This window comes from Caballeronia sp. A2-2, from assembly GCF_057612605.2.
Genome location: NZ_CM172587.1, coordinates 255,749 through 279,875, shown reverse-complemented (window position 1 = coordinate 279,875; position 24,127 = coordinate 255,749). Strand labels below are relative to the sequence as shown.

At 60.8% G+C, this 24,127-nt stretch carries 23 protein-coding genes and 1 riboswitch; of the genes, 16 read left to right on the top strand and 7 right to left on the bottom strand.

Features of this window, described 5'->3' with window-relative positions; translation table 11 throughout:
• The first annotated feature begins 12 nt into the window (after positions 1 to 12).
• From ACZCWR_RS01420 to ACZCWR_RS01410, 3 genes are all read left to right on the top strand, one after another.
• On the top strand, positions 13 to 342 hold the full coding sequence (locus ACZCWR_RS01420; protein ID WP_487301973.1) for a flagellar protein FliT: 330 nt from the start codon (positions 13 to 15) through the stop codon (positions 340 to 342).
• Positions 343 to 413: 71 nt separating this feature from the next.
• Positions 414 to 1,760 (top strand): flagellar hook-length control protein FliK, encoded by a 1,347-nt coding sequence (gene fliK, locus ACZCWR_RS01415; protein ID WP_487301972.1) that lies wholly within the window; start codon positions 414 to 416, stop codon positions 1,758 to 1,760.
• Complete coding sequence (locus tag ACZCWR_RS01410; RefSeq protein WP_487301971.1) at positions 1,757 to 2,056, top strand: EscU/YscU/HrcU family type III secretion system export apparatus switch protein; 300 nt, start codon at positions 1,757 to 1,759, stop codon at positions 2,054 to 2,056. Before fliK ends, ACZCWR_RS01410 begins: the two co-directional genes overlap by 4 nt.
• A gap of 10 nt (positions 2,057 to 2,066) precedes the next feature.
• On the opposite strand, the gene ACZCWR_RS01405 is transcribed toward ACZCWR_RS01410, so the two are convergent.
• Positions 2,067 to 3,764 carry an isovaleryl-CoA dehydrogenase gene (locus tag ACZCWR_RS01405; protein ID WP_487301970.1) on the bottom strand — a complete coding sequence of 566 codons (1,698 nt, stop codon included), beginning with the start codon at positions 3,762 to 3,764 and terminating at the stop codon, positions 2,067 to 2,069.
• A 239-nt stretch (positions 3,765 to 4,003) separates the two neighbouring features.
• Here ACZCWR_RS01405 and ACZCWR_RS01400 point away from each other — a divergent pair, with 239 nt between their 5' ends.
• Positions 4,004 to 5,683 (top strand): OmpA family protein, encoded by a 1,680-nt coding sequence (locus ACZCWR_RS01400; protein WP_487301969.1) that lies wholly within the window; start codon positions 4,004 to 4,006, stop codon positions 5,681 to 5,683.
• Between the two features lie 73 nt (positions 5,684 to 5,756).
• On the opposite strand, the gene ACZCWR_RS01395 is transcribed toward ACZCWR_RS01400, so the two are convergent.
• The gene (locus ACZCWR_RS01395) at positions 5,757 to 6,701 is read right to left on the bottom strand and encodes a LysR substrate-binding domain-containing protein (RefSeq protein ID WP_487301968.1); all 945 of its coding nucleotides are present in this window, start codon (positions 6,699 to 6,701) and stop codon (positions 5,757 to 5,759) included.
• 122 nt (positions 6,702 to 6,823) lie between these two features.
• On the opposite strand from ACZCWR_RS01395, the gene ACZCWR_RS01390 reads away from it, so the two are divergent.
• The 12 genes from ACZCWR_RS01390 to ACZCWR_RS01335 all read left to right on the top strand — a co-directional run bounded on the left by ACZCWR_RS01390 (position 6,824) and on the right by ACZCWR_RS01335 (position 19,059).
• Positions 6,824 to 7,282 carry a CidA/LrgA family protein gene (locus tag ACZCWR_RS01390; RefSeq protein WP_487301967.1) on the top strand — a complete coding sequence of 153 codons (459 nt, stop codon included), beginning with the start codon at positions 6,824 to 6,826 and terminating at the stop codon, positions 7,280 to 7,282.
• An 11-nt stretch (positions 7,283 to 7,293) separates the two neighbouring features.
• Positions 7,294 to 8,016 (top strand): LrgB family protein, encoded by a 723-nt coding sequence (locus ACZCWR_RS01385; protein ID WP_487301966.1) that lies wholly within the window; start codon positions 7,294 to 7,296, stop codon positions 8,014 to 8,016.
• Between the two features lie 94 nt (positions 8,017 to 8,110).
• Positions 8,111 to 8,863, top strand: a complete 753-nt coding sequence (locus ACZCWR_RS01380) for a glycosyltransferase family 2 protein (RefSeq protein ID WP_487301965.1) — start codon at positions 8,111 to 8,113, stop codon at positions 8,861 to 8,863.
• Between the two features lie 96 nt (positions 8,864 to 8,959).
• A riboswitch (S-adenosyl-L-homocysteine riboswitch) is annotated at positions 8,960 to 9,085 on the top strand.
• Positions 9,086 to 9,117: 32 nt separating this feature from the next.
• The gene (gene ahcY / locus ACZCWR_RS01375) at positions 9,118 to 10,539 is read left to right on the top strand and encodes an adenosylhomocysteinase (protein ID WP_487301964.1); all 1,422 of its coding nucleotides are present in this window, start codon (positions 9,118 to 9,120) and stop codon (positions 10,537 to 10,539) included.
• Positions 10,540 to 10,620: 81 nt separating this feature from the next.
• Positions 10,621 to 10,974, top strand: coding sequence for a phage holin family protein (locus ACZCWR_RS01370; RefSeq protein ID WP_487301963.1), 354 nt, complete (start codon positions 10,621 to 10,623; stop codon positions 10,972 to 10,974).
• Positions 10,975 to 11,015: 41 nt separating this feature from the next.
• On the top strand, positions 11,016 to 11,855 hold the full coding sequence (gene metF / locus ACZCWR_RS01365) for a methylenetetrahydrofolate reductase [NAD(P)H] (protein ID WP_487301962.1): 840 nt from the start codon (positions 11,016 to 11,018) through the stop codon (positions 11,853 to 11,855).
• A gap of 329 nt (positions 11,856 to 12,184) precedes the next feature.
• Positions 12,185 to 13,816: an ABC transporter substrate-binding protein gene (locus ACZCWR_RS01360; RefSeq protein WP_487301961.1), complete on the top strand. Its 1,632-nt coding sequence runs from the start codon at positions 12,185 to 12,187 to the stop codon at positions 13,814 to 13,816.
• A 120-nt stretch (positions 13,817 to 13,936) separates the two neighbouring features.
• Positions 13,937 to 14,947 (top strand): ABC transporter permease subunit, encoded by a 1,011-nt coding sequence (locus tag ACZCWR_RS01355; RefSeq protein ID WP_487301960.1) that lies wholly within the window; start codon positions 13,937 to 13,939, stop codon positions 14,945 to 14,947.
• 13 nt (positions 14,948 to 14,960) lie between these two features.
• Positions 14,961 to 15,881 carry an ABC transporter permease subunit gene (locus tag ACZCWR_RS01350; RefSeq protein ID WP_487301959.1) on the top strand — a complete coding sequence of 307 codons (921 nt, stop codon included), beginning with the start codon at positions 14,961 to 14,963 and terminating at the stop codon, positions 15,879 to 15,881.
• 4 nt (positions 15,882 to 15,885) lie between these two features.
• On the top strand, positions 15,886 to 16,878 hold the full coding sequence (locus tag ACZCWR_RS01345; protein WP_487301958.1) for an ABC transporter ATP-binding protein: 993 nt from the start codon (positions 15,886 to 15,888) through the stop codon (positions 16,876 to 16,878).
• Positions 16,875 to 17,879, top strand: coding sequence for a peptide ABC transporter ATP-binding protein (locus tag ACZCWR_RS01340; RefSeq protein ID WP_487301957.1), 1,005 nt, complete (start codon positions 16,875 to 16,877; stop codon positions 17,877 to 17,879). The genes ACZCWR_RS01345 and ACZCWR_RS01340 overlap by 4 nt, the downstream gene beginning before the upstream one ends.
• A 61-nt stretch (positions 17,880 to 17,940) precedes the next feature.
• Positions 17,941 to 19,059 carry a TraB/GumN family protein gene (locus ACZCWR_RS01335; RefSeq protein WP_487301956.1) on the top strand — a complete coding sequence of 373 codons (1,119 nt, stop codon included), beginning with the start codon at positions 17,941 to 17,943 and terminating at the stop codon, positions 19,057 to 19,059.
• A gap of 112 nt (positions 19,060 to 19,171) precedes the next feature.
• Here ACZCWR_RS01335 and ACZCWR_RS01330 read toward each other — a convergent pair whose 3' ends face one another.
• From ACZCWR_RS01330 to ACZCWR_RS01310, 5 genes are all read right to left on the bottom strand, one after another.
• Positions 19,172 to 19,582, bottom strand: coding sequence for a hypothetical protein (locus ACZCWR_RS01330; RefSeq protein ID WP_487301955.1), 411 nt, complete (start codon positions 19,580 to 19,582; stop codon positions 19,172 to 19,174).
• 65 nt (positions 19,583 to 19,647) lie between these two features.
• On the bottom strand, positions 19,648 to 20,889 hold the full coding sequence (locus ACZCWR_RS01325; protein ID WP_487301954.1) for a hypothetical protein: 1,242 nt from the start codon (positions 20,887 to 20,889) through the stop codon (positions 19,648 to 19,650).
• Positions 20,890 to 20,957: 68 nt separating this feature from the next.
• Entirely contained in the window at positions 20,958 to 21,728 is a 771-nt protein-coding gene (locus tag ACZCWR_RS01320; RefSeq protein WP_487303207.1) for a WecB/TagA/CpsF family glycosyltransferase, read from the bottom strand.
• A complete protein-coding gene (locus tag ACZCWR_RS01315) occupies positions 21,715 to 22,917 on the bottom strand; it encodes an aspartate-semialdehyde dehydrogenase (RefSeq protein ID WP_487301953.1) in 1,203 nt (400 codons plus the stop codon). Before ACZCWR_RS01315 ends, ACZCWR_RS01320 begins: the two co-directional genes overlap by 14 nt.
• On the bottom strand, positions 22,914 to 24,017 hold the full coding sequence (locus tag ACZCWR_RS01310) for a glycosyltransferase family 4 protein (RefSeq protein WP_487301952.1): 1,104 nt from the start codon (positions 24,015 to 24,017) through the stop codon (positions 22,914 to 22,916). The genes ACZCWR_RS01315 and ACZCWR_RS01310 overlap by 4 nt, the downstream gene beginning before the upstream one ends.
• Between the last annotated feature and the right edge of the window lie 110 nt (positions 24,018 to 24,127).

The window sequence follows — 24,127 nt, the reverse complement described above, 5'->3', positions numbered from 1 at the left end:
AGCCTGATAAGAATGAACACGACAGAAGAATATTTTGCCCACTACGAGGCCATCGCCCGGCTGTCGAACCGCATGCTGGTGGCGGCGCGCGAAGGCGAGTGGGGCGAACTGAAGACGATGCAGGGCACGTACCGCGAGCTGGTCGAGCAATTGAAGGATGTGAATTGCCAGTCCGAACTCGATGAAACCGCCCGTGCGCGCAAGCTGGAACTGGTGAAGAAGATTCTCGCCGACGATGCCGCGATTCGCGATCTCTCGTCACCGAGTCTCGCGCGTTTATCGGCGCTCTTCACGGTGAACAGCCCGGCGCGCGTATTGAAAAAGATGATCGGATTGCGCTAGCGACACAGCCCGCGTGGAATCGCGGATGGCGCGCAGCGCAGTCCACGAGCAGAAGTTGAGAGGATGTCCCCATGAGTGGGCTGGATTCCGCGATTCCTTCCTTGTTGGCCAGCCGGACCGATTTGTTCGTGTCCGTGCTGCGCGCGGCTGCCGGCCAGACCGCCACGCAGACGAGCGTGGCGAACACCGCCAGCACGGCGGGCACGGATGCACCGAGCCTTTACGGGCCGACGGGCGCGCCGGTCGCCTCCACGCAGACCGCGTTATCCAGCGTCGCGCGCACGCTCGATGTGATTTCGCGTCTTGGCGGCAGCGCGCCTCCGGTCGTCGGCGATGCGCCGCTTTGGGCGATGCCGCCGCGCCCCGCCAGCGCCTTCGCCGCGCTCACCACCGGACTTTTCGACACGGCGTTTTCATCGAACGCATCCGCCGTGGCCGCCGCGCGTGCCGCCAGCCAGAACATGCCGCCGTTGCCGGTCGCGCAAGTCGCGGCGCAACTATCGAAAACCGTCGGCGAAAGTGGTCTGTTCTACGAATCTCATCTCGCGCAGTGGGTGTCGGGCCAGCGCAGCGTCGCATCGCTGGGCGGCGAGCCTCAGGCACGCGTCGATGCCAGCACGCAATCCCTGCCGCTCGATTTCACCGATCCACAAAGCACCGGCATTCCCTGGATCGACGATGTACGCCCGGCGCTCGCCGCATCCGTGCCGCACGACGCGCCCGACACGCCGCATGCGCCGGACGCTGGTTCTGCGCCTCCGACGCCGCACGCCATCGTGATGCCGCAGACGCCGAACGAAGCGGCGGCGCTCGCGGCATCGCTGCTCGATGCGCCGGCTTCCGCGCTGTCCAACTCGCAACATGCGCCCACGTCCGAAGCGGGCGCGGCGGCGTCGCCCGCGGCAACGCATGAAGCGGTGATGCAGGCGTCGCTCGCGGCGGGCATCAATCCGGCGGCGCTCAACACCGTGCGTCAGCAACTCGACATGCTTGCCAACGGCCTGTTCCGCTGGCAAGGCGAGGCGTGGCCCGGCACACGCTTCGACTGGGAAATCGAACGCGACCGCACGCCGCGCGCACCCGACGATCTCGCCGCCGAAACCGCATGGCGCACGCGCGTCACGCTGGATCTTCCCGCGCTCGGTCTGGTCGATGCCGATCTCGTGCTGACCGGCGACAAGCTCGTCGTGCGCATCCGCGCGAGCGACACAGGCGCATCGCGACTGGCGAGCGACGGCGCTTCGTTCGCGCAGCGCGTGAAGGCGGCGGGACTCGCGCTGGCATCGCTGAGCGTGCGTTCGATGGAGGGCGCGGAGTTCGACGGCAACGGCGACGCCTGCCGCGCCGGTCCAAAAGCGGTGCCTTCGCCGCTCGCGCATTTGTTCACCGCGCCCGGCGACGAAGGGAACGCGCCATGAACGGCGACATCCGCAAACAAGCCACCGCGCTCGTCTACGATCCGACGAGCCGCGAAGGCACGCCGCGCGTGGTCGCGAAGGGTTATGGCATCGTCGCCGAGATGATCGTGAAGCGCGCGAAGGAAGCGGGCGTGTACGTGCACGATTCGCCGGACATGGTGTCGCTGCTGATGCAGGTCGATCTCGACGCGCACATTCCGCCCGCGCTGTATCACGCGGTGGCGGAACTGCTGGCGTGGGTGTATCGGCTGGAAAACGAGGAGCCGATTCGCGAGGCGGGGCGGCTCGCGAAGTAAGCGCGGTTCGTCAACCTGGGAAGGCGCGCTCGACGATAGCGGCGTGATCGAACCTGGCTGGCAAAGTGCCATACACGCGGCGCGCATCGCCCAGACGCGTTTCGATGAAGGCATCCGCGACCACGGACGGCGCATGGCGCGCGAGCAACACCGCCTGCGCGCACAGCACTAACTGCTGCGCGATGCGCCGCGCCGATGCCTCGCGCGTGGCGGCATCGCCCGTCAACATGCCGATCAGCGTTTGCAATGCCGCGCCGAGCGCCGGATGCGCGGCCGCCGTCGTCTGCCAGTCTTCCAATAGCGCGTGCGCGGCGTCCTGTTCGCGCTCGAAGGCGCGCAGCACGTCGAGGCACATCACGTTGCCGGACCCTTCCCAAATCGAATTGACCGGCGCTTCGCGATAGAAACGCGCCATCGGACCGGTTTCGACGTAGCCGTTGCCGCCCCACACTTCCATCGCCTCGCCGGTGAATTCGAGCGCGCGCTTGCAGACCCAGAACTTCGCGGCGGGCGTGACGATACGCCGCCACGCGCGCTCGTGCAACGCGCCATCCGATGCCGCGCTCTGCTCGAACGCGCCCGCCAGCCGCATGAACAGCGCGGTCGCCGCTTCGGATTCGAGCGCGAGGTCGGCGAGCACATTGCGCATCAAAGGCTGTCCGATGAGCGGCCGCCCGAACGCCTCGCGATACCGCGCGTGATGAATCGCCTCGACCAGCGACGCGCGCATGAGCGCCGCGCTGCCGATCACGCAATCGAGCCGCGTGAAGTTCGCCATTTCGATGATGGTCGGCACGCCGCGTCCCTCGTCGCCGATCATCACGCCGTATGCGTTCAGGAACTCGACTTCGCTGCTCGCGTTCGAGCGGTTGCCGAGCTTGTCTTTCAGGCGCTGGATATGGACCGCGTTCTTGCTGCCGTCCGGCATGAATCGCGGCACATAGAAACAGGAAAGGCCGCCTTCGTCGGCGGTGCGCGCGAGCACGAGATGCGCATCGCATTGCGGCGCAGAGAAGAACCACTTATGGCCGATCAGCCGATATTCGCCGCCGCGCCCGCCTGCGCCGATCGCGTGGGCGCGCGTGCGGTTGCTGCGTACATCGGAGCCGCCCTGTTTCTCGGTCATGCCCATGCCGATCATCATCGAACGCTTGCCTGCTTCGAGCGGCATGTCGCGCGGATCGTGGTCGCGTGAGAGGAGTTGCGCGGCGAGACGTTCGAACAGCGCCGGTTCGCGACGCAGCACGGGAATGCTCGCGAACGTCATGGTGATCGGGCACAGCGAGCCGGATTCGAGCTGTCCATGCAGGAAGTAGCCTGCGCAGCGCGCGGCCATCGATCCGGCGCGCGCGTTTGGCTCGAACGGCAGCGCCTGCAAGCCTTCCTGCCGCAAACGACGCAGCAGCGCATGCCACGCCGGATGAAACTCAATCTCGTCGATGCGCTCGCCGCGCGCATCGAACGTGTTCAGTTCCGGCGTATGCCGGTTGGCCAGGTCCGCGAGCGCGAGCGTTTCGGGCTGCGTGAGCGCGCGGGCATCGCGGGACAGCGCTTCGGCGTGCCAGTTCGCGCCCTCGCGTTCGATGGCGGCGGTGAGCGCGGCATCGGCGGCGAAGGCATCGTAATCGGCGAGCGGCGGCGGTTGATTCGTGACTTCGTGTGTTTGCCCGAACGCGGCAGCGTGCGTGCTGAACGATGGCGATGTCATCTTCGGTCTCCTGAAGCGGGCGAAAAAACCACGCGCGCGCCTGTCATCTCGATGTAAACATCATAGGCCGCAAGGGTCGGCGGCATTGTTTCGAGTTCTTCTTACGTCGATTCTCAAAGTTCGGTTACTGAGACAAATCCGATTGTTTAGCCTGCCTGATTTAACGGAGAAACGCGAACCTATAATCGGCGCAGCCCGGCGTGGGCCGATGCAATGACGCTTTTCAGGGACGTATCTCAATGAGCATTAACCTCAACCAGCTAGTGCAGGGCGCTTTGACCGAAGGCGTCTTGCAGCAACTCGCGGGCCGCATCGGCTGCGCGCCGGAAGCCGCCAAGCGGGTCGCATCGCTGTGCGCGCCGGCGCTCATCGGATCGATGATGAACAAGGCGTCGTCGCTCGAAGGCGCGCGCAGCCTGTTTTCGGCCATCATGGCGCCGACTACCAATGCGCAGATCGCGGACGAACTGCCGCACTTCGTGGTTCATGACGAAGGTTTCCGTTCGCTGGTCGATGCAGGCGAGAAGGCGGACGGCGCGCTCGCCTCGCACGATAGCCTCAACCTGCTCGCCGAACGCATGTCCGAGTACACGGGCGTCGCGGCCAGCGCCACGCGCATGATTTCCGGCGTCGTCGGCGCAACCGTGCTCGGCGTGCTCAAGCGCTACTTCACGCAGCAGAACGGCCAGATCGGCCATTTGCCCACTTTGCTCGGCCATCAGTTGCCGGTGGTGCGCGCCAACATGACGGACGCTTTCGCCAGCGCGCTCGGGCTCGGCTCGGTCGGCGCGTTTCTGGCGGGCGTGGCATCGCGTTTGAAGGCGGTGTCGGCGCATCTCGAACATCCGGTGGCGCATCAGGCCACCGCGTTCCCGATTCACGTCGATGGCCCGCCGCCCGTGACCGTGGCCGTGGAAGAGCAGAAGGAAAAGAGCAGCAACAAGAAGGCGTGGATGTGGGTGGCGAGCGCGGCCGCGCTGGCGCTGTTCGCGGCGCTCGCCTCGCGCGGCTGCTCGACGGACAAGCCCGCGCAGGACGCCGCCGCCGACACGTCGAGCGATGCGGGCACCACCGCTGCGGCATCGGACAGCGCGGCGCCTGTCGCGCTTGCATCCGCCGCCAGCGATGCCTCGTTGCCCATGCTCATGCCGGGCAAGTCATCGATCATGACGACCACGGTGGATGCATCGGGCATTCCCACGCTGAAGGCGACCGTCAACAGCGAAGAGGAACGCCAGCGCCTGATCGACCTGCTCACGGCGAAGCTCGGCGCGGACAAGTTCCACGCGAACATCACCGTCGATCCGGACACGAAATCGGCGTCGTGGCTCGACAAGCTGGACGGCCTGTTGCCGGTGCTGACGCAGCCGGGCGCGAAGGTGAGCATCGTCGGCGACAAGATTTCGCTCTCCGGCAGCGCCGCGGATTCGAAATTCGGCTGGCTCGACAAACTCAAGGCGCTGTTCGGCTCGGGCTGGACCGTTGCGACGGCGAATGCACTGCCGCAAGCCGCTCCGGCTGTCGTGGCCGACACCGGTGCAAAGCAACAGTGCGATGCCTCGAACGTCATCCACACGCTGAACCTGAAGCCGATCAACTTCCGCACCGGCGCGGTTCAGCCGCCTGCCGCCGCCATGACGCAGCTTTCGAAGTCCGCGCAGGCCATCAAGGAATGCGACACCGCCACGCCGATCAAACTTCAGATCGCCGGCTATTCGGACAACACGGGCAGCAAGGCGCTGAATCTTCAATTGTCGAAGAAGCGCGCGGAAGCGGTGAAATCGTTCCTCGTGAAGCGCGGCGTGCCGGCGACGGCGCTGACCGTGCAGGCTTTCGGCGATGCTTACCCGATCGCGGACAACAAGACCGCGACCGGCCGCATGGCGAATCGCCGGATCGAGTTCAAGGAAGCGAATTAAGCTGCAACGGCTCGCAGCAGGAACACGAACGCGCCGGATCGCATGTGCGGTCCGGCGCGTTTTTTCTTGCGCGTCACGTTGAGTCTTTGACCCGCCGCGTGCGTGGAAAGCCATCGGCCATGAAATCCTGATCGAGACTGGCTGGCAACAACTCCCGCGCCACTTCGATCCACGCGCGCGCCGCGTGCGACAGATAACCGTTGCGCCGCCATCCAAGCGCCATGTCCCAGTGAATCTCGGGCGCGACCACGGGCTTGCAGGTGAAAGCGTCGGCATCGAGCCGGCGACAGTAAGGCGCAGGCAGCAGCGCGATGCCGATGCCCGCCTGCACCAACGCAGCCATGAAATCCCAATGCCCGCTGCGCCCGACGATGGTCGGCGAGAACCCCGCCGTGCGGCACGCGTTGAGCACGACATCGTTCAGGGCGAGGCTTTCGCCGTAGAACACGAAGGGCTCGGCGGCGAGGTCGGTGAGCGCCACTTCGCGGGCATCGTCCCAGCGCGAGCCTTTTTGCGCGACGAGCCATAGCAACTGGCGACTGACCGGCAGCACATCGAACTTTTCCGTATCGACCGGTTGCAGCACGCCACCGAGTTCCAATTCGCCTTCGATCAACGCGGCTTCGATCGCCTTCGAGCCGCGTTCGAACAGCTTCAATTCGACTTTCGGGTATCGCTGCCTAAAAGCAGCGATCGCGGGCGTGAAGAGCGATCCGCCCATCGGCGGAATACCGATGGTCAGCGTGCCTCGCCCGAAGGTGCCAAGGTCGTTCAGTTCGGCTTCGAGCCGCGCGTGCGCTGCGAGCACGTCCACGCCGCGCTGATAGACGATCTGCCCGGCATCCGTCAGCACCATCTGGCGGCCATCGCGCAGGAGCAGCGGCGAGCCGACTTCGTCCTCCAGCGCTTTCACCATCTTGCTGATGGTCGGCTGCGTGACGAACATGTGTTCGGCGGCAGCGGTGAAGCTTTTCTGCCGCACGACCTCCACGAAATATCTCAACGCGCGTAGTTCCACAGGCGGCCTCCGAATTCCAATTTGGAATGCATCGAATAAGGTTAAGTCATTTTTATTATGACTGGACCACCCATATACTCGGCTTACAGGTTAACCCTTATCGACAACATAACGAGTCCGCCATGTCAGCCGTCCTTCCGATCCAGAAGCAACCCGAAAGCGTGCGCGCGGCGTTTGGCCGGTTTGGCCGCATCGCGGTGCAGTCGGCTGCGCTCGCCGGGATTTGGGTCGTCGCGGACTTTGTGGCGCGGAAGTTGTCGCTGCCGGTGCCGGGTGGCGTCGTCGGGCTGGTCGCGTTGCTGGCGTTGTTGTTCTGCGGTGGCATCGCGCCGCGCTGGGTGAAGGCGGGCGCGGATTGGCTGCTGGCGGACATGCTGCTGTTCTTCATTCCGGCAGCGGTGGCGGCGGTTCAGTACGGCGGCTTGTTCAGGGAAGACGGCTGGCGGCTCGCGTTGGTCGTCGTCGGCGGAACGTTGATGGTGATGGTCGCCGTCGCGTTCGCGGTGGATCGCGCGGCGCGTCTCGAACGCCATCTCGCGCTGCGTCGGGCGCTGGCGCTGCGTCACGCCGCGCGCGTCTGAACGCACACGCCATGAGCCACTTCTATGCCTCCTTGCTCGAAGACGACGCCGCGCGACTGATCGCCGCCGGATGCTTCGTGCTGACCGTCGCGCTGTACTTCGCGGCGAAGCGTTTATACGCGCGCTTCAGGACGCCGTGGCTCACGCCTTTGCTCGCCGTGCCCGCTGTGCTCGGGCTGATCGTGGTGACGGCGCGCATCCCTTACTCCGTGTATTTCGCCGACACGCGCTGGCTCATGTGGCTGCTCGGGCCGGCGACGGTCGCGTTCGCGGTGCCGATCTACGAATACCGCGCGCTGCTCAAGCGGCACTGGATTTCGCTCACCGTGGGTGTGACGGTCGGCATTCTGGTGGCGGTCGGCGGATCGCTCGTGCTGGCGAAGCTGCTGCATCTTTCGCCGGAATTGCAGCGCAGCCTCGCGACGCGCTCCGTTTCCACGCCGTTCGCCCTCGCCGTCTCCGACAAGATTCACGCGCCCAAAGACCTCACCGCGCTGTTCGTGATCGCGACGGGCGTCTGCGGCATGTTGTTCGGCGAGATCGTGCTGGCCTTGGTGCCGCTGCGCACGCGGCTTGCGCGCGGCGCGCTGTTCGGTGCGGCGGCGCATGGCGTCGGCACGGCGAAGGCGCGTGAACTCGGCAGCGAGGAAGGTGTCGTCGCCAGTCTCACCATGATGATCGCCGGCGTGGCAATGGTGCTGCTGGCGCCCTTACTGGGCATGCTGCCGATTTGACTACGAGAGAGGCCGCAGAATTTTAGGGATTGTTCTTACGAGTATATGCTTAGCGTTATGCGATAAACCGGCATCGCATGATTAGAGGCTTCCAGTGCAACGCATATCGGTAATCGTCCCTTGCTACAACGCCGTCAGAACGCTCGCGCGGGCACTAAACAGTTGCCTTGCGCAGACACAGGCGGCTCAGATAATCGTCGTGGATGACGCCTCGGAAGATGCCTCGGCGCAAGTCGCAGCGTTTTATGCATTGAAGGACCCCAGAGTTCAACTCGTGCGAGTGCCGAAAAACGCGGGACCGGCCAAGGCTCGTAATCTGGGCGCAAGCCACGCGGTTCATCCACTGCTGGCCTTCCTCGATGCCGACGACGAGTATCTCCCTCGAGCACTGGCAAACGCCGCCGCATGCCTGCATGAAAATCCTTTGCGACCGGCCCTTCATCTCGACGTCGAGTATTTCGGTTTTCCCGCCGATATCCTCGCCTTCCCGGCTTTCGAACAGCTTGCGCAGCTCATGTCAAACGCCGTTACCAGCTCACTGGTCGTGCGTCGCGAATTCTTCGTTGCACTGAAAGGATTTCCCGAGGATGAGGTGTTTCGTCGCTTCGGCGGTGAAGATTTGGTCTTTTCTCAGGCCGTGAATGAAATCTACGGGTGTCCCCTGCTGTGCCTGAAAAGCAGAGGAAATTTCGTTCGCTTGCACTATCACCCGAACAGTCATGTAGCGAAATTTTTCTATCGAGAGATGGGCGTGATGGAAAAACCAATCGATGAAGGTGGAATGTACGCCGCTGCCACGGCGCGCTTCATGGAACGAGTGCGCAACATGGTCTGGTCCGCGATCTGACAGCGTTTCGATCCTGCGCGATACCGCGCAGAACGAACTAACCGGTGTCTTAGAAACCGCCGCTTTTGTCATAAGACTTTGCTACAATCCCCTCTCGTTTCCGAGGAGCGTTGCGACAGCCCATTCAATCGAGGCTGCCAGGCTCGGAAGCTTTCAATCCGGACGGTTCGAAGGCAAAAATAGCCCGCAGAGCCCACCGCATTCGAACGGCGCTCACGTCAACATTTCTAGTCTTTTTAGAAAAGGAGGGCGTGATGAACGCCGCAGTTCTCGATTCCAAAACTTCCAAAGATTTCATCGTTGCCGACATGACGCTGGCCGCATGGGGCCGCAAGGAACTCGACATCGCCGAAACGGAAATGCCGGGCCTCGTCCAGATTCGCGACGAATACAAGGCGCAACAGCCGCTGAAGGGCGCGCGCGTTGCCGGTTCGCTGCACATGACGATTCAAACGGGCGTGCTGATCGAAACGCTCAAGGCGCTGGGCGCGGACGTGCGCTGGGCGTCGTGCAACATCTTCTCGACGCAGGATCACGCAGCCGCCGCCATCGCCGATGGCGGCACGCCGGTGTTCGCGTTCAAGGGCGAATCGCTCGACGAATACTGGGAGTTTTCGCACCGCATCTTCGAATGGCCGAACGGCGAATTCGCCAACATGATTCTCGACGACGGCGGCGACGCCACGTTGCTGCTGATCCTCGGTTCGAAGGCAGAGAAGGACCGCTCGGTCATCGCCAAGCCGACGAACGAAGAAGAAGTCGCGCTGTACAAGTCGATCGCATCGCACCTCGATAATGACCCGACGTGGTACTCCACGCGTCTGGCGCACATTCAGGGCGTGACGGAAGAAACGACCACGGGCGTGCATCGTCTGTATCAGATGGAAAAGGAAGGGCGTCTGCCGTTCCCGGCCATCAACGTGAACGATTCGGTCACGAAATCGAAGTTCGACAATCTGTATGGCTGCCGTGAATCGCTGGTCGATGGCATCAAGCGCGCGACCGATGTGATGATCGCGGGCAAGGTCGCAGTCGTCGCAGGTTACGGCGACGTGGGCAAGGGCTGCGCGCAATCGCTGCGCGGTCTGGGCGCGACGGTGTGGATCACGGAAATCGATCCGATCTGCGCGCTGCAAGCCGCGATGGAAGGCTATCGCGTGGTCACGATGGAATACGCCGCCAGCCGCGCCGACATCTTCGTGACGGCGACGGGCAACTACCACGTCATCAACCACGACCACATGAAGGCGATGCGCAACAACGCGATCGTCTGCAACATCGGCCACTTCGACTCGGAAATCGACATTGCTTCCACGCGTCAGTACACGTGGGACAACATCAAGCCGCAGGTCGATCACATCGTGTTCCCGGACGGCAAGAAGATCATTCTGCTGGCCGAAGGGCGTCTCGTGAACCTCGGTTGCGCGACTGGCCATCCGTCGTTCGTGATGTCGAACTCGTTCACGAACCAGACGCTCGCGCAGATCGAACTGTTCTGCGAAGGCGACAAGTACGAGAACAAGGTCTACGTGTTGCCGAAGCAACTGGACGAGAAGGTCGCGCGTCTGCATCTGGGCCGCATCGGTGCCGAACTGACCGTGCTGTCGGATGAACAGGCCGGCTATATCGGCGTCGACAAGACCGGCCCGTTCAAGCCGAACCACTACCGCTACTGATCGCACGCGGCGGCGGTGCCGGGTGCGGGCGCGTGGCATGCGCGCCCGCACGAGCCCTCGCCCAAACCGGAGATTCCATCGATGACGTTGTTGCTGACATGGCTGATCAACGCGCTCGCGCTTCTGATCATCACGTATCTGGTGCCGTCCATTCATATCCGCAGTTTCGGGACGGCGCTGATCGTGGCAATCGTGCTCGGACTCATCAACACCATTCTGCGGCCTGTGCTGATTATCCTCACCTTGCCGGTGACGATCCTCACGCTCGGGCTGTTCATCCTGGTGGTGAACGCGCTGTGTTTCTGGCTGTGCTCGTCGCTGTTGAAGGGGTTCGAAGTATCGGGATTCTGGTCCGCGTTCTTCGGCTCGATTCTCTACAGCATCGTGTCATGGCTCCTGTCGGCGCTCGTGTTCGGGAATCGGAATTTCGGTTAGCGCAGGTGTCCGCGAAGGCGCTGCCGCACGTCCAAAACATCATGAAACCGATCGAACTTTCATTCGAGTTTTTTCCGCCGAAGACGGACGAAGGCGTTCAGAAGCTGCGTGCTTCCCGCGCCGAGCTGAAGAAGTTGTCGCCCAAGTTCGTGTCCGTGACCTTCGGCGCGGGCGGTTCCACGCAGCAAGGCACGCTCGACACGGTGCTGGAAATGGCCACGGAAGGGTTCGAGGCCGCGCCGCATCTGTCGTGCATCGGGTCGTCCAAGGAGAGCCTGCGGGCGATTCTTTCGCAGTACCGCGAACACGGCATTCGTCATATCGTCGCGCTGCGTGGCGACTTGCCTTCGGGCATGGGCGAAGTCGGCGAGTTGCGCTATGCGTCGGAACTCGTGGCGTTCATTCGTCAGGAGCACGGCGACTGGTTCAAGATCGAAGTGGCCGCGTATCCCGAGTTTCATCCGCAATCGCGTTCGCCGCGCGCTGATCTCGAGAACTTCGCGCGCAAGGTGAAGGCGGGCGCGAATTCCGCGATCACGCAGTACTTCTTCAACGCGGACGCGTATTTCACCTTCATCGACGAAGCGAAGAAGCTCGGCGTGGATGTGCCCATCGTGCCGGGCATCATGCCGATCACGAACTTCTCGCAACTCATGCGCTTCTCCGAGATGTGCGGCGCGGAAGTGCCAAAGTGGGTCGCGCGCCGGTTGGAGAGTTTCGGCGACGATCGCGATTCGATCCGCGAGTTCGGGCTGGATGTGGTCACCGGCCTGTGCCAGCGATTGATCGATGGCGGCGCGCCGGGCGTGCATTTTTATACGCTCAACGGGGCGCAGGCATCGAAGGCGATTTGCGAGCGTCTTGGCTTTAAAAGCGCCTGAAAAACAGAACGACGCTTACGTTTGAACTACGGCCGCGCGATGCGAATCGCGCGGCTTTTTATTTTTACGTGCTAAACAAGCAGACAAGGGGCAGCTATAAAGCTATCACCTCTGCGCATAGCCCATAAATCAACCGAATTGAACGCACGGCCGCTTCCCGGACCAGTGGGGAAAACGACCACACACGTAATATTTGTTCATGCTAGGGTAGCGCCCGAATTTGCATCGATCCGCCAATACGGCAGAGTCCTGTGCGCCGGATGCCTGCGCGGTGCGATCAAGTAAGATCGCGCTACGCTGGTCAGAGCCGGCATCGACCTGGAGGAAACATGAAGAATTTTGGCCTGTTGCGAGGCGCCCGCATGTCGGCGCTGTTGAGCGCCGTCGCCACGGCAACGTTGTTTGCGGCCAGCACGGCGCACGCGGCACTACCGAATAAAACGCTGGTGTACTGCTCCGAAGGCAGCCCCGCCGGTTTCGATCCCGCGCAGTTCACCACGGGCACCGACTTCACGGCGAACACGTTCACGACGTATAACCGCCTCGTGGAATTCGAACGTGGCGGCACGAAAGTGGAACCCGCGCTCGCGGAAAAGTGGGACGTTTCATCCGATGGCCTCACGTACACGTTCCATCTGCGTCATGGCGTGAAGTTCCAGACCACGTCCTACTTCAAGCCGACGCGCGAGTTCAACGCGGATGACGTGGTCTTCACGTTCAACCGCATGCTGGACCCGAACAATCCGTTCCGCAAGGCGTACAACGTGCAGTTCCCGTACTTCACGGACATGGGTCTGGACAAGCTCATCACGAAGATCGAGAAGGTCGATCCGTACACCGTGAAGTTCACGCTCAAGGAAGTGAGCGCGCCGTTCATCCAGAACATCGCGATGGAATACGCCTCGATTCTGTCCGCCGAATACGCGGACAAGCTGCTCAAGGACGGCAAGGCGTCGGACATCAATCAATATCCGCTCGGCACGGGACCGTTCATTTTCCGCAGTTATACGAAGGATGCGACCATCCGCTTCGACGGCAATCCCGATTACTGGAAGCCGAACGCGGTGCAGATTTCCAAGCTGATCTTCTCGATCACGCCGGATGCCGCCGTGCGCGTGCAAAAGCTCAAGAGCAACGAATGTCAGGTGATGAGCTATCCGCGTCCGGGCGATATCTCCGCGCTCAAGGCGGTGTCGAACATCGATCTGCCGTCGCAGGCCGGTTTCAATGAAGGCTATGTCGCGTACAACGTGACGAAGAAGGGCCTGGATAACACCGACGTGCGCCGCGCGCTCGACATGGCGATCAACAAGAAGGCGATCATCGATTCCGTGTATCAGGGCGCGGGCCAGCCGGCCACCGCACCGATGCCGCCGACGCAATGGTCCTACGACAAGAACCTCAAGGGTCAGACGTACGACACTGCGAAAGCCAAGGCGCTGCTCGCGAAGGCGGGCTTCCCGAACGGCATGGAAATCACCCTCTGGGCGATGCCGGTTCAACGCGCCTACAACCCGAACGCGCGTCTGATGGCGGAAATGATTCAGGCCGACTGGGCGAAGATCGGCGTGAAGGCGAACATCGTGTCGTACGAGTGGGGCGAGTATCTCAAGCGCGCGCACGCGGGCGAACATGACGCACTGCTGATCGGCTGGACGGGCGACAATGGCGATCCGGACAACTGGCTCGGCACGCTGCTCGGCTGCGACGCCGTGAAGGGCAGCAACTTCTCGAAGTGGTGCTACAAGCCGTTCGACGATCTCGTCGTGAAGGGCCGTTCGACCACCGATGTCGCCGCGCGCACCAAGGCCTACACGGACGCGCAGGAGATCTTCGGCCAGCAGTTGCCGTTCTCGCCGATCGCGCATTCAACGGTGTATCAGCCGGTCAGCAAGAAGGTGACGGGCATGAAGATCGAGCCGCTCGGCTACGTGCGTTTCGATGGCGTGGGCATGCAATAAAGTTTGCTGCGGAACGCTTTTTGCACTAGACCATAACTAATCGAAAAGGTCCGGCGGCGCGGGTCGACATGGCCCGGCCGCCGGATACGTTTCAAGTCCCCAAGACCGACAAGGGCGATCATGTTCCGATTCGTTCTGCGACGCATAGGAATGGTGATACCGACGTTCATCGGCATTACGATTCTCGCGTTCGCATTGATACACCTCATTCCCGGCGACCCCATCGAAGTGATGATGGGCGAGCGCGGCGTCGATCCCGCCGCGCACGCCGAAGCCATGAAGCGCCTGGGCCTCGATCAGCCGTTGCCGCTTCAATATCTGCATTACGTGACGCATGCGCTGAAGGGCGATCTGGGCACGTCGATCATCACCAACACGAGCGTGATGGGCGAGTTCATGGCGCGCTTTCCGGCCACCGTCGAGCTGTCCATCTGCGCGATGATCTTCGCGCTCATCGTCGGCCTTCCGGCGGGCGTGGCAGCGGCGTTGAAGCGCGGCACGGTCGTCGATCACAGCGTGATGGGCACCGCGCTCACCGGTTACTCCATGCCGATTTTCTGGTGGGGCTTGATCCTCATCATGTTCTTCTCGGCGAAGCTCGGCTGGACGCCGGTGTCCGGGCGGATTGCTGTGGAGTACGACATTCCGCACGTCACCGGCTTCATGCTGATCGACTCGCTGTTCTCGACCGATGAAGGCGCGTTCACCTCCGCGCTGAGTCATCTGATTCTGCCGACCATCGTGCTCGGCACGATTCCGCTCGCGGTGATCGCGCGCATGACACGTTCGTCGATGCTCGAAGTGCTGCGTGAAGACTACATCCGCACGGCGCGCGCGAAGGGGCTTTCGCCGCTGCGCGTGGTGGTCGTGCATGCGCTGCGCAATGCGCTGATTCCCGTGGTCACCGTGATCGGCTTGCAGGTCGGCACGCTGCTCGCGGGCGCGGTGCTGACCGAGACGTTGTTCTCGTGGCCGGGCGTCGGCAAGTGGCTCATCGATGCCATCTCCCGGCGCGATTATCCGGTCGTGCAAGGCGGCATTCTGATGATCGCGACGTTGGTGATCGTCGTGAATCTGGTCGTCGATCTGTTGTACGGCGTGTTGAATCCGCGCATTCGCCATACTCGCTGAGGCTCACGAAACTATGGCCGATATTCAAAACAACTTACCGCCGCAAGCGATCACGCCGCCGCCTTCGGGCCGCATGGTCGCCGCGCGCGAATTCTGGGCGAACTTCTCGCGTAATCGCGGCGCGGTCGTGGCGGGCACCATCGTGCTGCTGCTGATTCTCGTGGCGATCTTCGCGCCGTTGATCGCGCCGCACAGTCCGATCGAGCAATATCGCGACTACGTGAAGATTCCGCCCGCGTGGCTCGAAGGCGGCAATCATCAATTCTTGCTCGGCACCGATGAAGCGGGCCGCGACATCCTCTCGCGTCTGATGTACGGCGCGCGGCTGTCGTTCTGGATCGGCTTCGTGTCGGTCGTGCTCGCGTTGATTCCCGGCGTGGTGCTCGGCTTGATGGCCGCGTTCGTGCATTGGCTCGATACGCCGATCATGCGCGTGATGGATGTGCTGCTCGCGTTGCCTTCGCTGCTGCTGGCCGTCGCCGTGGTGGCGATCATCGGGCCGGGGCTTGTCAATACGATGCTCGCTATCGCCATCGTCGCGCTGCCGGGTTATGTGCGGCTCACGCGTGCATCCGCGCTCGGCGAATTGCAGAAGGAGTATGTGACGGCATCGCGCGTGGCGGGTGCGGGCACGGTGCGGCTGATGTTCTCGCAAGTGCTGCCGAACTGCGCCGCGCCGCTGATCGTGCAGGCGACGCTCGGCTTTTCTTCCGCCATTCTCGATGCCGCCGCGCTCGGCTTTCTCGGTCTCGGCGTGCAACCGCCCGCTGCGGAGTGGGGCGCCATGCTCGCTTCGGCGCGCGATTACATCGAAAGCGCGTGGTGGATCGTGACGATGCCGGGCTTGTCCATCCTCGTCTCCGTGCTGGTCATCAACCTCCTCGGCGACGGCCTGCGCGATGCGCTCGACCCGAAACTCAAGCGGATGGGATGACGCCATGACCGATCTACTCACTATCCGCAATTTGCAGGTCAACTTCGGCGGCACGCAGGCGGTCGATCGCATCGATCTGTCTGTTGCACCGGGCGAAGTCGTCGGCGTCGTGGGCGAATCCGGCTCGGGAAAAAGCGTGACGATGATGGCGCTCATGGGCCTCATCGACGCACCGGGCAAAGTCACCGCCGATCAGATCACGTTCGATGGACGCGACTTGCTGAAGGCATCGGCGCGGGAGCGCCGGCGCATCATCGGCAAGGATATCGCCATGGTGTTTCAGGACGCGCTCACGAGCCTGAACCCGAGCTACACCGTCGGCTATCAGATCAAGGAAGTGCTGAAGCTGCACGAAGGTTTGCGCGGCAGCGCGCTCGAACAGCGCGCGCTCGAACTGCTCGATCAGGTCGGCATTCCGGATGCGAAGAACCGCATCGGCGCGTTTCCGCATCAGATGTCGGGCGGCATGAACCAGCGCGTGATGATCGCGATGGCGGTCGCGTGCAATCCCAAGCTCCTGATCGCCGACGAGCCGACCACCGCGCTCGACGTGACCATTCAGGCGCAGATCATGGAATTGCTCGTGAAGCTGCAGAAGGAGCGCGGCATGGCGCTCGTGCTGATTTCGCACGATCTCGCCGTGGTGTCCGAAGTCGCGCAGCGCGTCGCGGTGATGTATGCCGGTGAAATCATCGAGACGAATCATGTGCCGACTATCTTCAGCGAGCCGCATCATCCGTACACCGAAGCATTGCTCGCGGCGATTCCCGAACATAACCGCGATGCCGCGCGTCTTTCCGCGTTGCCGGGCATGGTGCCGGGCCGCGATGATCGTCCGACCGGTTGCCTGTTTGCGCCGCGCTGCAAGTATGTCGTGGACGATTGCCGCAAGGCGCGTCCCGATCTGTTCCAGCTCGCACCGAACGACGAGGCCGTGCGCGCGCGCTGCATCAAGCCGCTGAATATGGAAGTGGTCGTCGAAGGAGGCGCGCGATGAATGCGGTGCCGAAGGAAGTTCAAAAGGACATCGTGCTGGCCGCCGATAATCTCGCGCGGCATTACAGCGTCAAGAAAAGCATGTTCGAGCAGGGCACGGTGAAGGCGCTCAACGGCGTGTCGTTCGAATTGCAGCGCGGGCGCACGCTCGCGGTCGTCGGCGAATCGGGATGCGGCAAGTCCACGCTCGCGCGTCAGTTGACGATGATCGAAGCGCCCACGTCGGGCCGTTTGCTGATCGAAGGCGAGGACGTGGCGGGCGCGAGCAAGGCGAAGATCGCCGAGTTGCGTCAGCGCGTGCAGATGGTGTTCCAGAACCCGTTCGCCTCGCTCAATCCGCGCAAGACCGTGGAGCAGACGCTGGGCGAACCGCTCGCCATCAATACGTCGATGAACTCGACGCAGCGCGCCGAACGCATCGCGCAGATGATGCGCACGGTCGGCTTGCGGCCCGAGCATGCATCGCGCTATCCGCACATGTTTTCCGGTGGTCAGCGACAGCGCGTGGCGATCGCGCGCGCGATGATTCTCGATCCGCAGATCGTCGTCGCCGATGAGCCCGTGTCCGCGCTCGATGTCTCGATTCAGGCGCAGATTCTGAATCTGTTCATGGATCTGCAACAGCAATTCGGCACGAGCTACGTGTTCATCTCGCACAACTTGTCCGTGGTCGAACATATCGCCGATGATGTGATGGTGATGTACTTTGGCGGCGTCGCGGAACTCGGCGACAAGAAGCGCGTGTTCGCGAAGCCGCTGCATCCGTACACGCGTGCGTTGATGTCGGCGACACCCGCGATCTTCGCGCAGGACCGGCGCATCCAGATCAAGCTGCAGGGCGAGATGCCTTCGCCGCTCAATCCGCCGTCGGGCTGCACGTTTCATCAGCGCTGCCCGTGGGCCATCGAGCGATGTCGCGCGGAAGAACCGAAACTGCGTGAGGTCGATGGACGTCAGGTATCGTGTCATCGTGCCGAGGAAGTCGGCGAAAGCGAAACCTGAGTCGCGCTGCTTCAAGTTGTGGCGCGTGACGCATCCGGTACGCGTCACGCGATGATTTAAGATGTCGCTCGTGCTGCAATCATTAGACAAGCCGCGCGTTCGCCGCCCGGCATTCGCCAAAGCGACAGCCTTCGTGCTGTCGCTCGTGCTGTTTACGGCGGGTATCGCGGAAGCGCCGCCGAGCTTCGCCGTGGTCGGTGCGCGCACGCCCGCGGGCGGCACGCCTCAACCTGCGGGCGATGCGGAACCGGCCGCGTTACCGGGCGCGTCTTCTCCTGCGCCAGCACCCGCCTTGCCGCCGGACCGTTCCAATGGCACGACGGCGACGGGTCCGGTGCGTATCGCACCGCCGCATATGCCGTTCTATGTGGCGACCAAAGGTTCGACCACCATCTATCTCCTCGGCACGCTGCACGTCGGTTTCGCGAACGACTATCCGGCGGAGCAACCGTTTCGACAGCCGATCCTCGCGGCGCTGGAGGCATCGCCTACTCTCGCACTCGAAATCTCGCCGGACGAACTGCTCGTGTCACAGGACGATGTGAACCGCTACGGCATGTGTCGCAGCGAATGTCTCATCGACTATCTGCCGGACGCGATGTGGAAAGACGTCCAGGCACGCATGCGCAACAACCCGGATGCGTTGCGGGAGTTGCGGCACACGCGGCCGTGGCTTGCCTCGATGTTGATCGAAACGTACGACACGCTCAAGGCGGGTTTTCAGAGCGAGTACGGGACGGAGGCGCAGTTGCAGAACGTGTATCTGCGCGTGCGGGGGAAAATCGTCGGGTTGGAGACGTTGAACGAGCAGATCGGCACGTTCACGCGGCTGACGTCGGCGCAGCAGCGGGAGATGCTGGCGCAGGATCTCGCGCAGACGCCCGCGCAGAATATCGCGGACGTGAAGGAGCTGCATCGGCTATGGCGTATCGGCGATGCGGATGCGCTGAAGGCGTGGGACGATGCCAAGGGCGCGAAGCTCGCGAAATCGAAGGCGCTGGCGGCGCAGGTGGATAACCGCGTGGTGTATGACAGGAACAGGCGCTTCGTGCAGCGGATGGTGGGGATTGCGGCGCCTGATAAGCCGGTTTTTGTGGCGATCGGGGCACTGCATTTGGGCGGGGAAAGAGGGGTGTTGGAGTTGTTGAGGAAGCGGGGGTTTGTGGTGGTGGCGGGGTGATGCTTCCGTGTTCTGGCGGACAGACCCCGACGCTACGGGGCACTCTTTTGTGACGCGATTTTGGTGATGAGCGTGAGTCGATCTAAGTATCGAATGTTCAGCGGGAATTGCGCTACCTATTCACGCTATCGACCAGTCTGATCGTATCATCGCGTTCAACACCGACTTTCCAAATCGGCTTTTCGGTGGGAATCTCTAACACCGTCACGACTTGATTGACGTCGCAGTTTGGATTGCCCTTTGTGACGATATAAAGATCGTGCGTCCGCGTTGGCGACAGATAGACACGAACGCGTTCACCCTGCTGCATCGAAGCCACTTCTTGTCCATCTATGCAAATGGTCAACCACCTCGGAGTTGGGTCGCCAAGTGTCCGCTCGATATCGATCTGCTGTGTGTTAGCTATGGGTTCGTTAAAGTGCTTGGGCCTTAAGATCTGAGTTGGGCCGCTATGACAAATGATCGGGAAAAGAAGGCTGGCAGTCGCAACAAGCGCCTTAACTGAAGGGGAAAACTTCCTCATAAGGGATCCTGTGCTTATGTGAATTCGTTACGAGATAGTGCGCCTTCGCGCCGACCCAATCCAAATTAACTCTTGGCGGGCGCATCGAAGTTTCGAAACAAATACATCGTTAAAAGTGCCGCAAAGACATACGACGGGGATACGAAGGCCATAGAAAAAACGTTATCGAAACAGAACGCCGCCGCAATAAAAAGCCACGTTTTGCTGGGCTTGCGACTCACGCCATAGAAAAGAACGGTCCATAGCCAAATCACTCCGCCGATAACACCCGTTTCGACAAAAAGGTGCGGGTAGAAGGTGTCCGTGGTCGTTAGCGTATTGCCAAGTCCAAACCAATTAAAATGGTAAAAGCTGTAGAGTGGCGAGTTATATTTAATCGATGCGGGCCCTCCGAAAGAGCCTAGTCCCTCACCCAAGAAATTCCAGTTCGCTAACGATTCCAGCATTACCCGATAGGATTCCGCACGTGCTGAATTACCCTCGAGAATGTAGAAGGCAATCTTTTGAAGCGCCAGTCCTGTGAGACTATCAAGGTATCCACTCATAAACGCTAAGCCGAGAACCACGATCGATACCATCATGCCTAGCCAGGCCTTCAGTCTTAACTTCTGTGCGGTCAATGGATAGAGCGCGAGCGCTGGCAAAATCTTGAAAGACAAGCCGAGTATGGCGAAGACGAGAAAAACCCATGATGCAAGGAGCGAGCGACGCGTGGGCCGCCTGCGCCGGCAAATAACGAAGGCGCAGAGATTGATGAAGCTGAATTCAGAAAAAAAGCCAATCCAGCCCTGCGCGCGAATGAAAAGGCCAGAATCAAGGCGTATCGGCACGAATTGACTCATGCCTAGCGAAGCACAAATGTAGGCCCACACTTGATAGGCATCGTTCGTCGCGACAATGGCAATGAACATTGTCAGGACGGCAGGAAGGTGTTCCCGATAGGCGAACAGTCCAATCGTGATCATGATCGGGCAAAGAAATCGCAGCGCTTCTTCGAGTCCGGCCGACTGGTTGAAGGTGCGTGCGAAGCTTACGCACAATACCGCCGTCAGCGGTATTAGAAGCACGATTCTGGAATGAAAACGCGGTCGCAATGCGACTGCTGCCGCGACGAATCCGAACCCCGCAAGTTTCATGAATTGCGATGAATCGTCGTTTAGCGCTAGCAACATGTCGCTCAGGCTGAACACGAGCATGGAAATGGCCAAAAGCCACGGACCAACGAGGTTTCGATCGAGTCGAACGTGCTTTTGCAAATGGCTTGCCGCGCCGGAAGCGGCGACGCCGTCGTGAGCTGAATGTTGCATGTTATTTATCGAAGAGTGCCGTCGCGCGGATGGCCCTGACCGCGAGCGAGTGTCAGGTGGAACGTTCGTCAAATCCCAGGTTCATCTGTGCGGCCTACATTTCGCGAGCCGCGCGAAATGGCTGCTCTCGCGACCATCGCGCCAAACTGAATATTTGTCACGAGGTAACGCTTCCACATCCGACGCGGCTCCTGTATGACGCGAAACAACCATTCAAGCCCCGATTGTTGCATCCAACGCGGCGCACGTCGCACCTTGCCCGAAACCACGTCGAACGTTCCTCCGACTCCCATTACGAAGTCCACGCCGAGTTGCGCACGCCATCGATTAATGAAGTTTTCTTTTTTGGGCGAGGTGATCGCAACGAAGAGCAAACGGGCGCCAGACTGTTTGATCAGATTGACGACCTGCTCCTCGTCATCCCAAAAGTAGCCATGATGAAATCCCGCGATCTTCAACGACGGGCGCTGCTTCGATGAGATTTCTGCCGTGCGAGCGACGATGCTCTCGGTTGCGCCAAGTAAGAAGATAGGTAACTCCTTGGCAGCAGCCATATCCAACAGGCGACCGAACAGGTCAACACCGGCGACACGCTCACTGACGGGGAGCCCAAGAAACCGTGCTCCCCAAACGACACCCATGCCATCGACATTCACGATGTCACACGCTCGAATGGACTCTGCCAGCATGGAGTCTTTTTGCATACTCACAAGTTTCGCAACATTTACGACGACGTGCTGAGTGAATTGTTTTTTTTCGACGCGCTCGCCAATCCAGTCCACGGTTTCGTCCATCGTGGCAATGTCGATGGGACAAGAAAACAGTTCACAGCGACGCATGTAGTTTCTCCCCATGACCTGTTTCATTCGAGGCATGTAGGCTCAACGCATAAAATGCCCAGGCTTGCGTCCAACGAAGATAGTTGATTCGGTTCGTCATCCAGCGCGACTTCTGATAGACGAAACGGCTTGCGTTTGGCATGTACAGCGAAGATTTGGCGCTGTCGAGTACTCGATCCGCTAGAGCCAGATCATCAGTTGTACCACCCACTTTCACCAGGGTGATGACGGCTTGCGCAACTGAATGAGTATCGAGCGGCCAGACTCGATCGTGGTAGTACTTCACGGTGCCATCAGGGAGAAAAAATCTACTCTTGTAGTAGTTCATGCCCTTCTCAATCGCATGATCGAATCCCCGGAACCCAGTCGATTCTCGTAACGATGTTAGTGCTTCCAGGTTATAGCCCGTGTGAAATCCGTCAATAAAACCATGGTGATTGCGTGTGCCATAAACCCAGGCGCCGTCGGGCTGTTGCATCGACACCGACTCTTGCGCGACCCGCAACGCGCGTTCGCGCATTGCTTCATTGCCCATGCGGCTCGCAGTCTCGGCGACCAACGCGGCCGACCAAAGGCTCGCGTTGTGCACGAATGCGAGTTCCCCCGGAATGTAAGCGTAAAACTCGCGTCCAGCATCATTCACGTACAGGGAGTCAAGGAAGTATCCGGCATCGATGGCGGCCTGCGTGAAGGCCTCGATGCTCGTCACAGCGCCTAGCGCATAGAGCGCTCGCGCGACGTAACATGTCGTGATGGCGTTAGGCTTGCCACGCGGCACGTGGAACGCGCGTGCCGCCCAATCGAAGTGATAGCCCCATGCTCGATGGCGCCATGTCGCCCGGTCAACGCTTTGCGTCAGAAGCCAGTTACCAAGATCGATCGCCTCCGAAAGCTCGGATGCATCGCCGAGACGGCGATAGCGCTCGACCAAACCCAGAACGATGAGTGCAATGCCTTTGGGATTTCTTCTTTTGGGCACTCCTACTAGAGGACGCAGATTGATTGGACAGCGTTTATGAAATTGCAGCCAGGCGACACGGAAAAACCTCCCCTTGTTAAGCCCCAGGCGATTGAAGATCGTACTGTTCAAACCATCGAAAGGATCGAATCCAGCAAAATCGTCGCCCCGGCACTGCTGCAGCAGAGCGTTCGCTATCTTAATTGATGAGGCGGTTACATTTCTAGTCATTGCAATTCGCGATAAAGAACGGACAGCGTTTCAGCGGTTCGCTGTAATGTGAAATGTTCGTCGAAACGCTGCCGTGCGGCTGTTGCGAGTCGAGTTCGATGCTCCGGACTATTGATCAAAGCGCCAAGTGCTTCAAAGAGTGCGTTGGCGTCATCGGGCGGTACGAGCAGTCCTTCCTGCTCGTGCGTCACGGCGTCCATGACGCCCGCAATTGACGTAGCAACGACTGTGGCGCCGAACGCCATTGCTTCGACGATGGAAACCGGGAACCCCTCGCTACGTGACGGAAGAACAAAGATATCGGCGCTAGCGAGCAATTGCTCTTTTTGCGTGCCTTCTACCCATCCGACATAGCTCACTTCGTTTAAGAGATCACGCTGCAGGATCGCTGCCTTGAACCCTTCCACGTCACCATTTCCTGCCACGTATAGGCGAAATGGCATGCCCGACTTTTTGAGCATTCCCGCAGCATCCAGAAGTGTCGTCACTCCTTTCGCTTCGCTCAGCTTGCCCAGAAACAATATGATCGGATTCTCGGTCGTTCTTCTATGGTCATGACGGAGAGCGGGAGGCTGAACACCGTTGTATAGAAGCTGGCATTTTTGTTGATCGCCGTCGCTGTACTGCACCAACCAGCATCGCATAGGGTTCGATAAGCAAATCAGTCGAGTGGCACGCTTGAAAATGACTTGAACGGCTACGCGAAAAAGTAGTGGCAGGCTGTCCAAATACGAACTCATTGCTCCACTATGGATGTGGAGAACGTATTTTTTGCGAAGGACATTACATGTGGCGGCGATCAGCCATTTTCGGACCAGAGAGCCTCGGATCGACATATGAATGTGAACGATCTCGATATTCCCGCTGAAGGCGTCACGCACAACTCGCCACCAAGCCAATAGAAATTGCCAGACATCTCGGGTGTGTGCGACGGCGCATGTACTCTGAAAAGAAAGCCGGCATCCGAATTTCTCGAATATATCCGCGCTCGACGCATACCCGCTCTGCACGGAAGCGATCCCCCCGTGTGCAGAAAGGTCTGGACCGACATGCAATATTTTGATAACGGCGGGGCCGTTCAGATTTCTGGGTTGATGCATTGAATCTACCTACTAAAAACAGGCCATGCTGCTAACAGCGGCCTGCAAAAACTTGAACACATTGCCAGATTGGAAGATGATCGCGACGAGCGCCGAAACGATAATGCGCT

Bases quoted from the DNA above. Each gene is read 5' to 3' on its own strand.
- ACZCWR_RS01405 (WP_487301970.1), bottom strand. From the start codon at position 3,764: ATGACATCGCCATCGTTCAGCACGCACGCTGCCGCGTTCGGGCAAACA.
- ACZCWR_RS01355 (WP_487301960.1), top strand. From the start codon at position 13,937: ATGTTCCGATTCGTTCTGCGACGCATAGGAATGGTGATACCGACGTTC.
- ahcY (WP_487301964.1), top strand. From the start codon at position 9,118: ATGAACGCCGCAGTTCTCGATTCCAAAACTTCCAAAGATTTCATCGTT.
- ACZCWR_RS01315 (WP_487301953.1), bottom strand. From the start codon at position 22,917: ATGACTAGAAATGTAACCGCCTCATCAATTAAGATAGCGAACGCTCTG.
- ACZCWR_RS01410 (WP_487301971.1), top strand. From the start codon at position 1,757: ATGAACGGCGACATCCGCAAACAAGCCACCGCGCTCGTCTACGATCCG.
- ACZCWR_RS01420 (WP_487301973.1), top strand. From the start codon at position 13: ATGAACACGACAGAAGAATATTTTGCCCACTACGAGGCCATCGCCCGG.
- metF (WP_487301962.1), top strand. From the start codon at position 11,016: ATGAAACCGATCGAACTTTCATTCGAGTTTTTTCCGCCGAAGACGGAC.
- ACZCWR_RS01390 (WP_487301967.1), top strand. From the start codon at position 6,824: ATGTCAGCCGTCCTTCCGATCCAGAAGCAACCCGAAAGCGTGCGCGCG.
- ACZCWR_RS01340 (WP_487301957.1), top strand. From the start codon at position 16,875: ATGAATGCGGTGCCGAAGGAAGTTCAAAAGGACATCGTGCTGGCCGCC.
- ACZCWR_RS01310 (WP_487301952.1), bottom strand. From the start codon at position 24,017: ATGCATCAACCCAGAAATCTGAACGGCCCCGCCGTTATCAAAATATTG.
- ACZCWR_RS01400 (WP_487301969.1), top strand. From the start codon at position 4,004: ATGAGCATTAACCTCAACCAGCTAGTGCAGGGCGCTTTGACCGAAGGC.
- fliK (WP_487301972.1), top strand. From the start codon at position 414: ATGAGTGGGCTGGATTCCGCGATTCCTTCCTTGTTGGCCAGCCGGACC.
- ACZCWR_RS01330 (WP_487301955.1), bottom strand. From the start codon at position 19,582: ATGAGGAAGTTTTCCCCTTCAGTTAAGGCGCTTGTTGCGACTGCCAGC.
- ACZCWR_RS01350 (WP_487301959.1), top strand. From the start codon at position 14,961: ATGGCCGATATTCAAAACAACTTACCGCCGCAAGCGATCACGCCGCCG.
- ACZCWR_RS01385 (WP_487301966.1), top strand. From the start codon at position 7,294: ATGAGCCACTTCTATGCCTCCTTGCTCGAAGACGACGCCGCGCGACTG.
- ACZCWR_RS01335 (WP_487301956.1), top strand. From the start codon at position 17,941: ATGTCGCTCGTGCTGCAATCATTAGACAAGCCGCGCGTTCGCCGCCCG.
- ACZCWR_RS01360 (WP_487301961.1), top strand. From the start codon at position 12,185: ATGAAGAATTTTGGCCTGTTGCGAGGCGCCCGCATGTCGGCGCTGTTG.
- ACZCWR_RS01325 (WP_487301954.1), bottom strand. From the start codon at position 20,889: ATGCAACATTCAGCTCACGACGGCGTCGCCGCTTCCGGCGCGGCAAGC.
- ACZCWR_RS01345 (WP_487301958.1), top strand. From the start codon at position 15,886: ATGACCGATCTACTCACTATCCGCAATTTGCAGGTCAACTTCGGCGGC.
- ACZCWR_RS01320 (WP_487303207.1), bottom strand. From the start codon at position 21,728: ATGCGTCGCTGTGAACTGTTTTCTTGTCCCATCGACATTGCCACGATG.
- ACZCWR_RS01370 (WP_487301963.1), top strand. From the start codon at position 10,621: ATGACGTTGTTGCTGACATGGCTGATCAACGCGCTCGCGCTTCTGATC.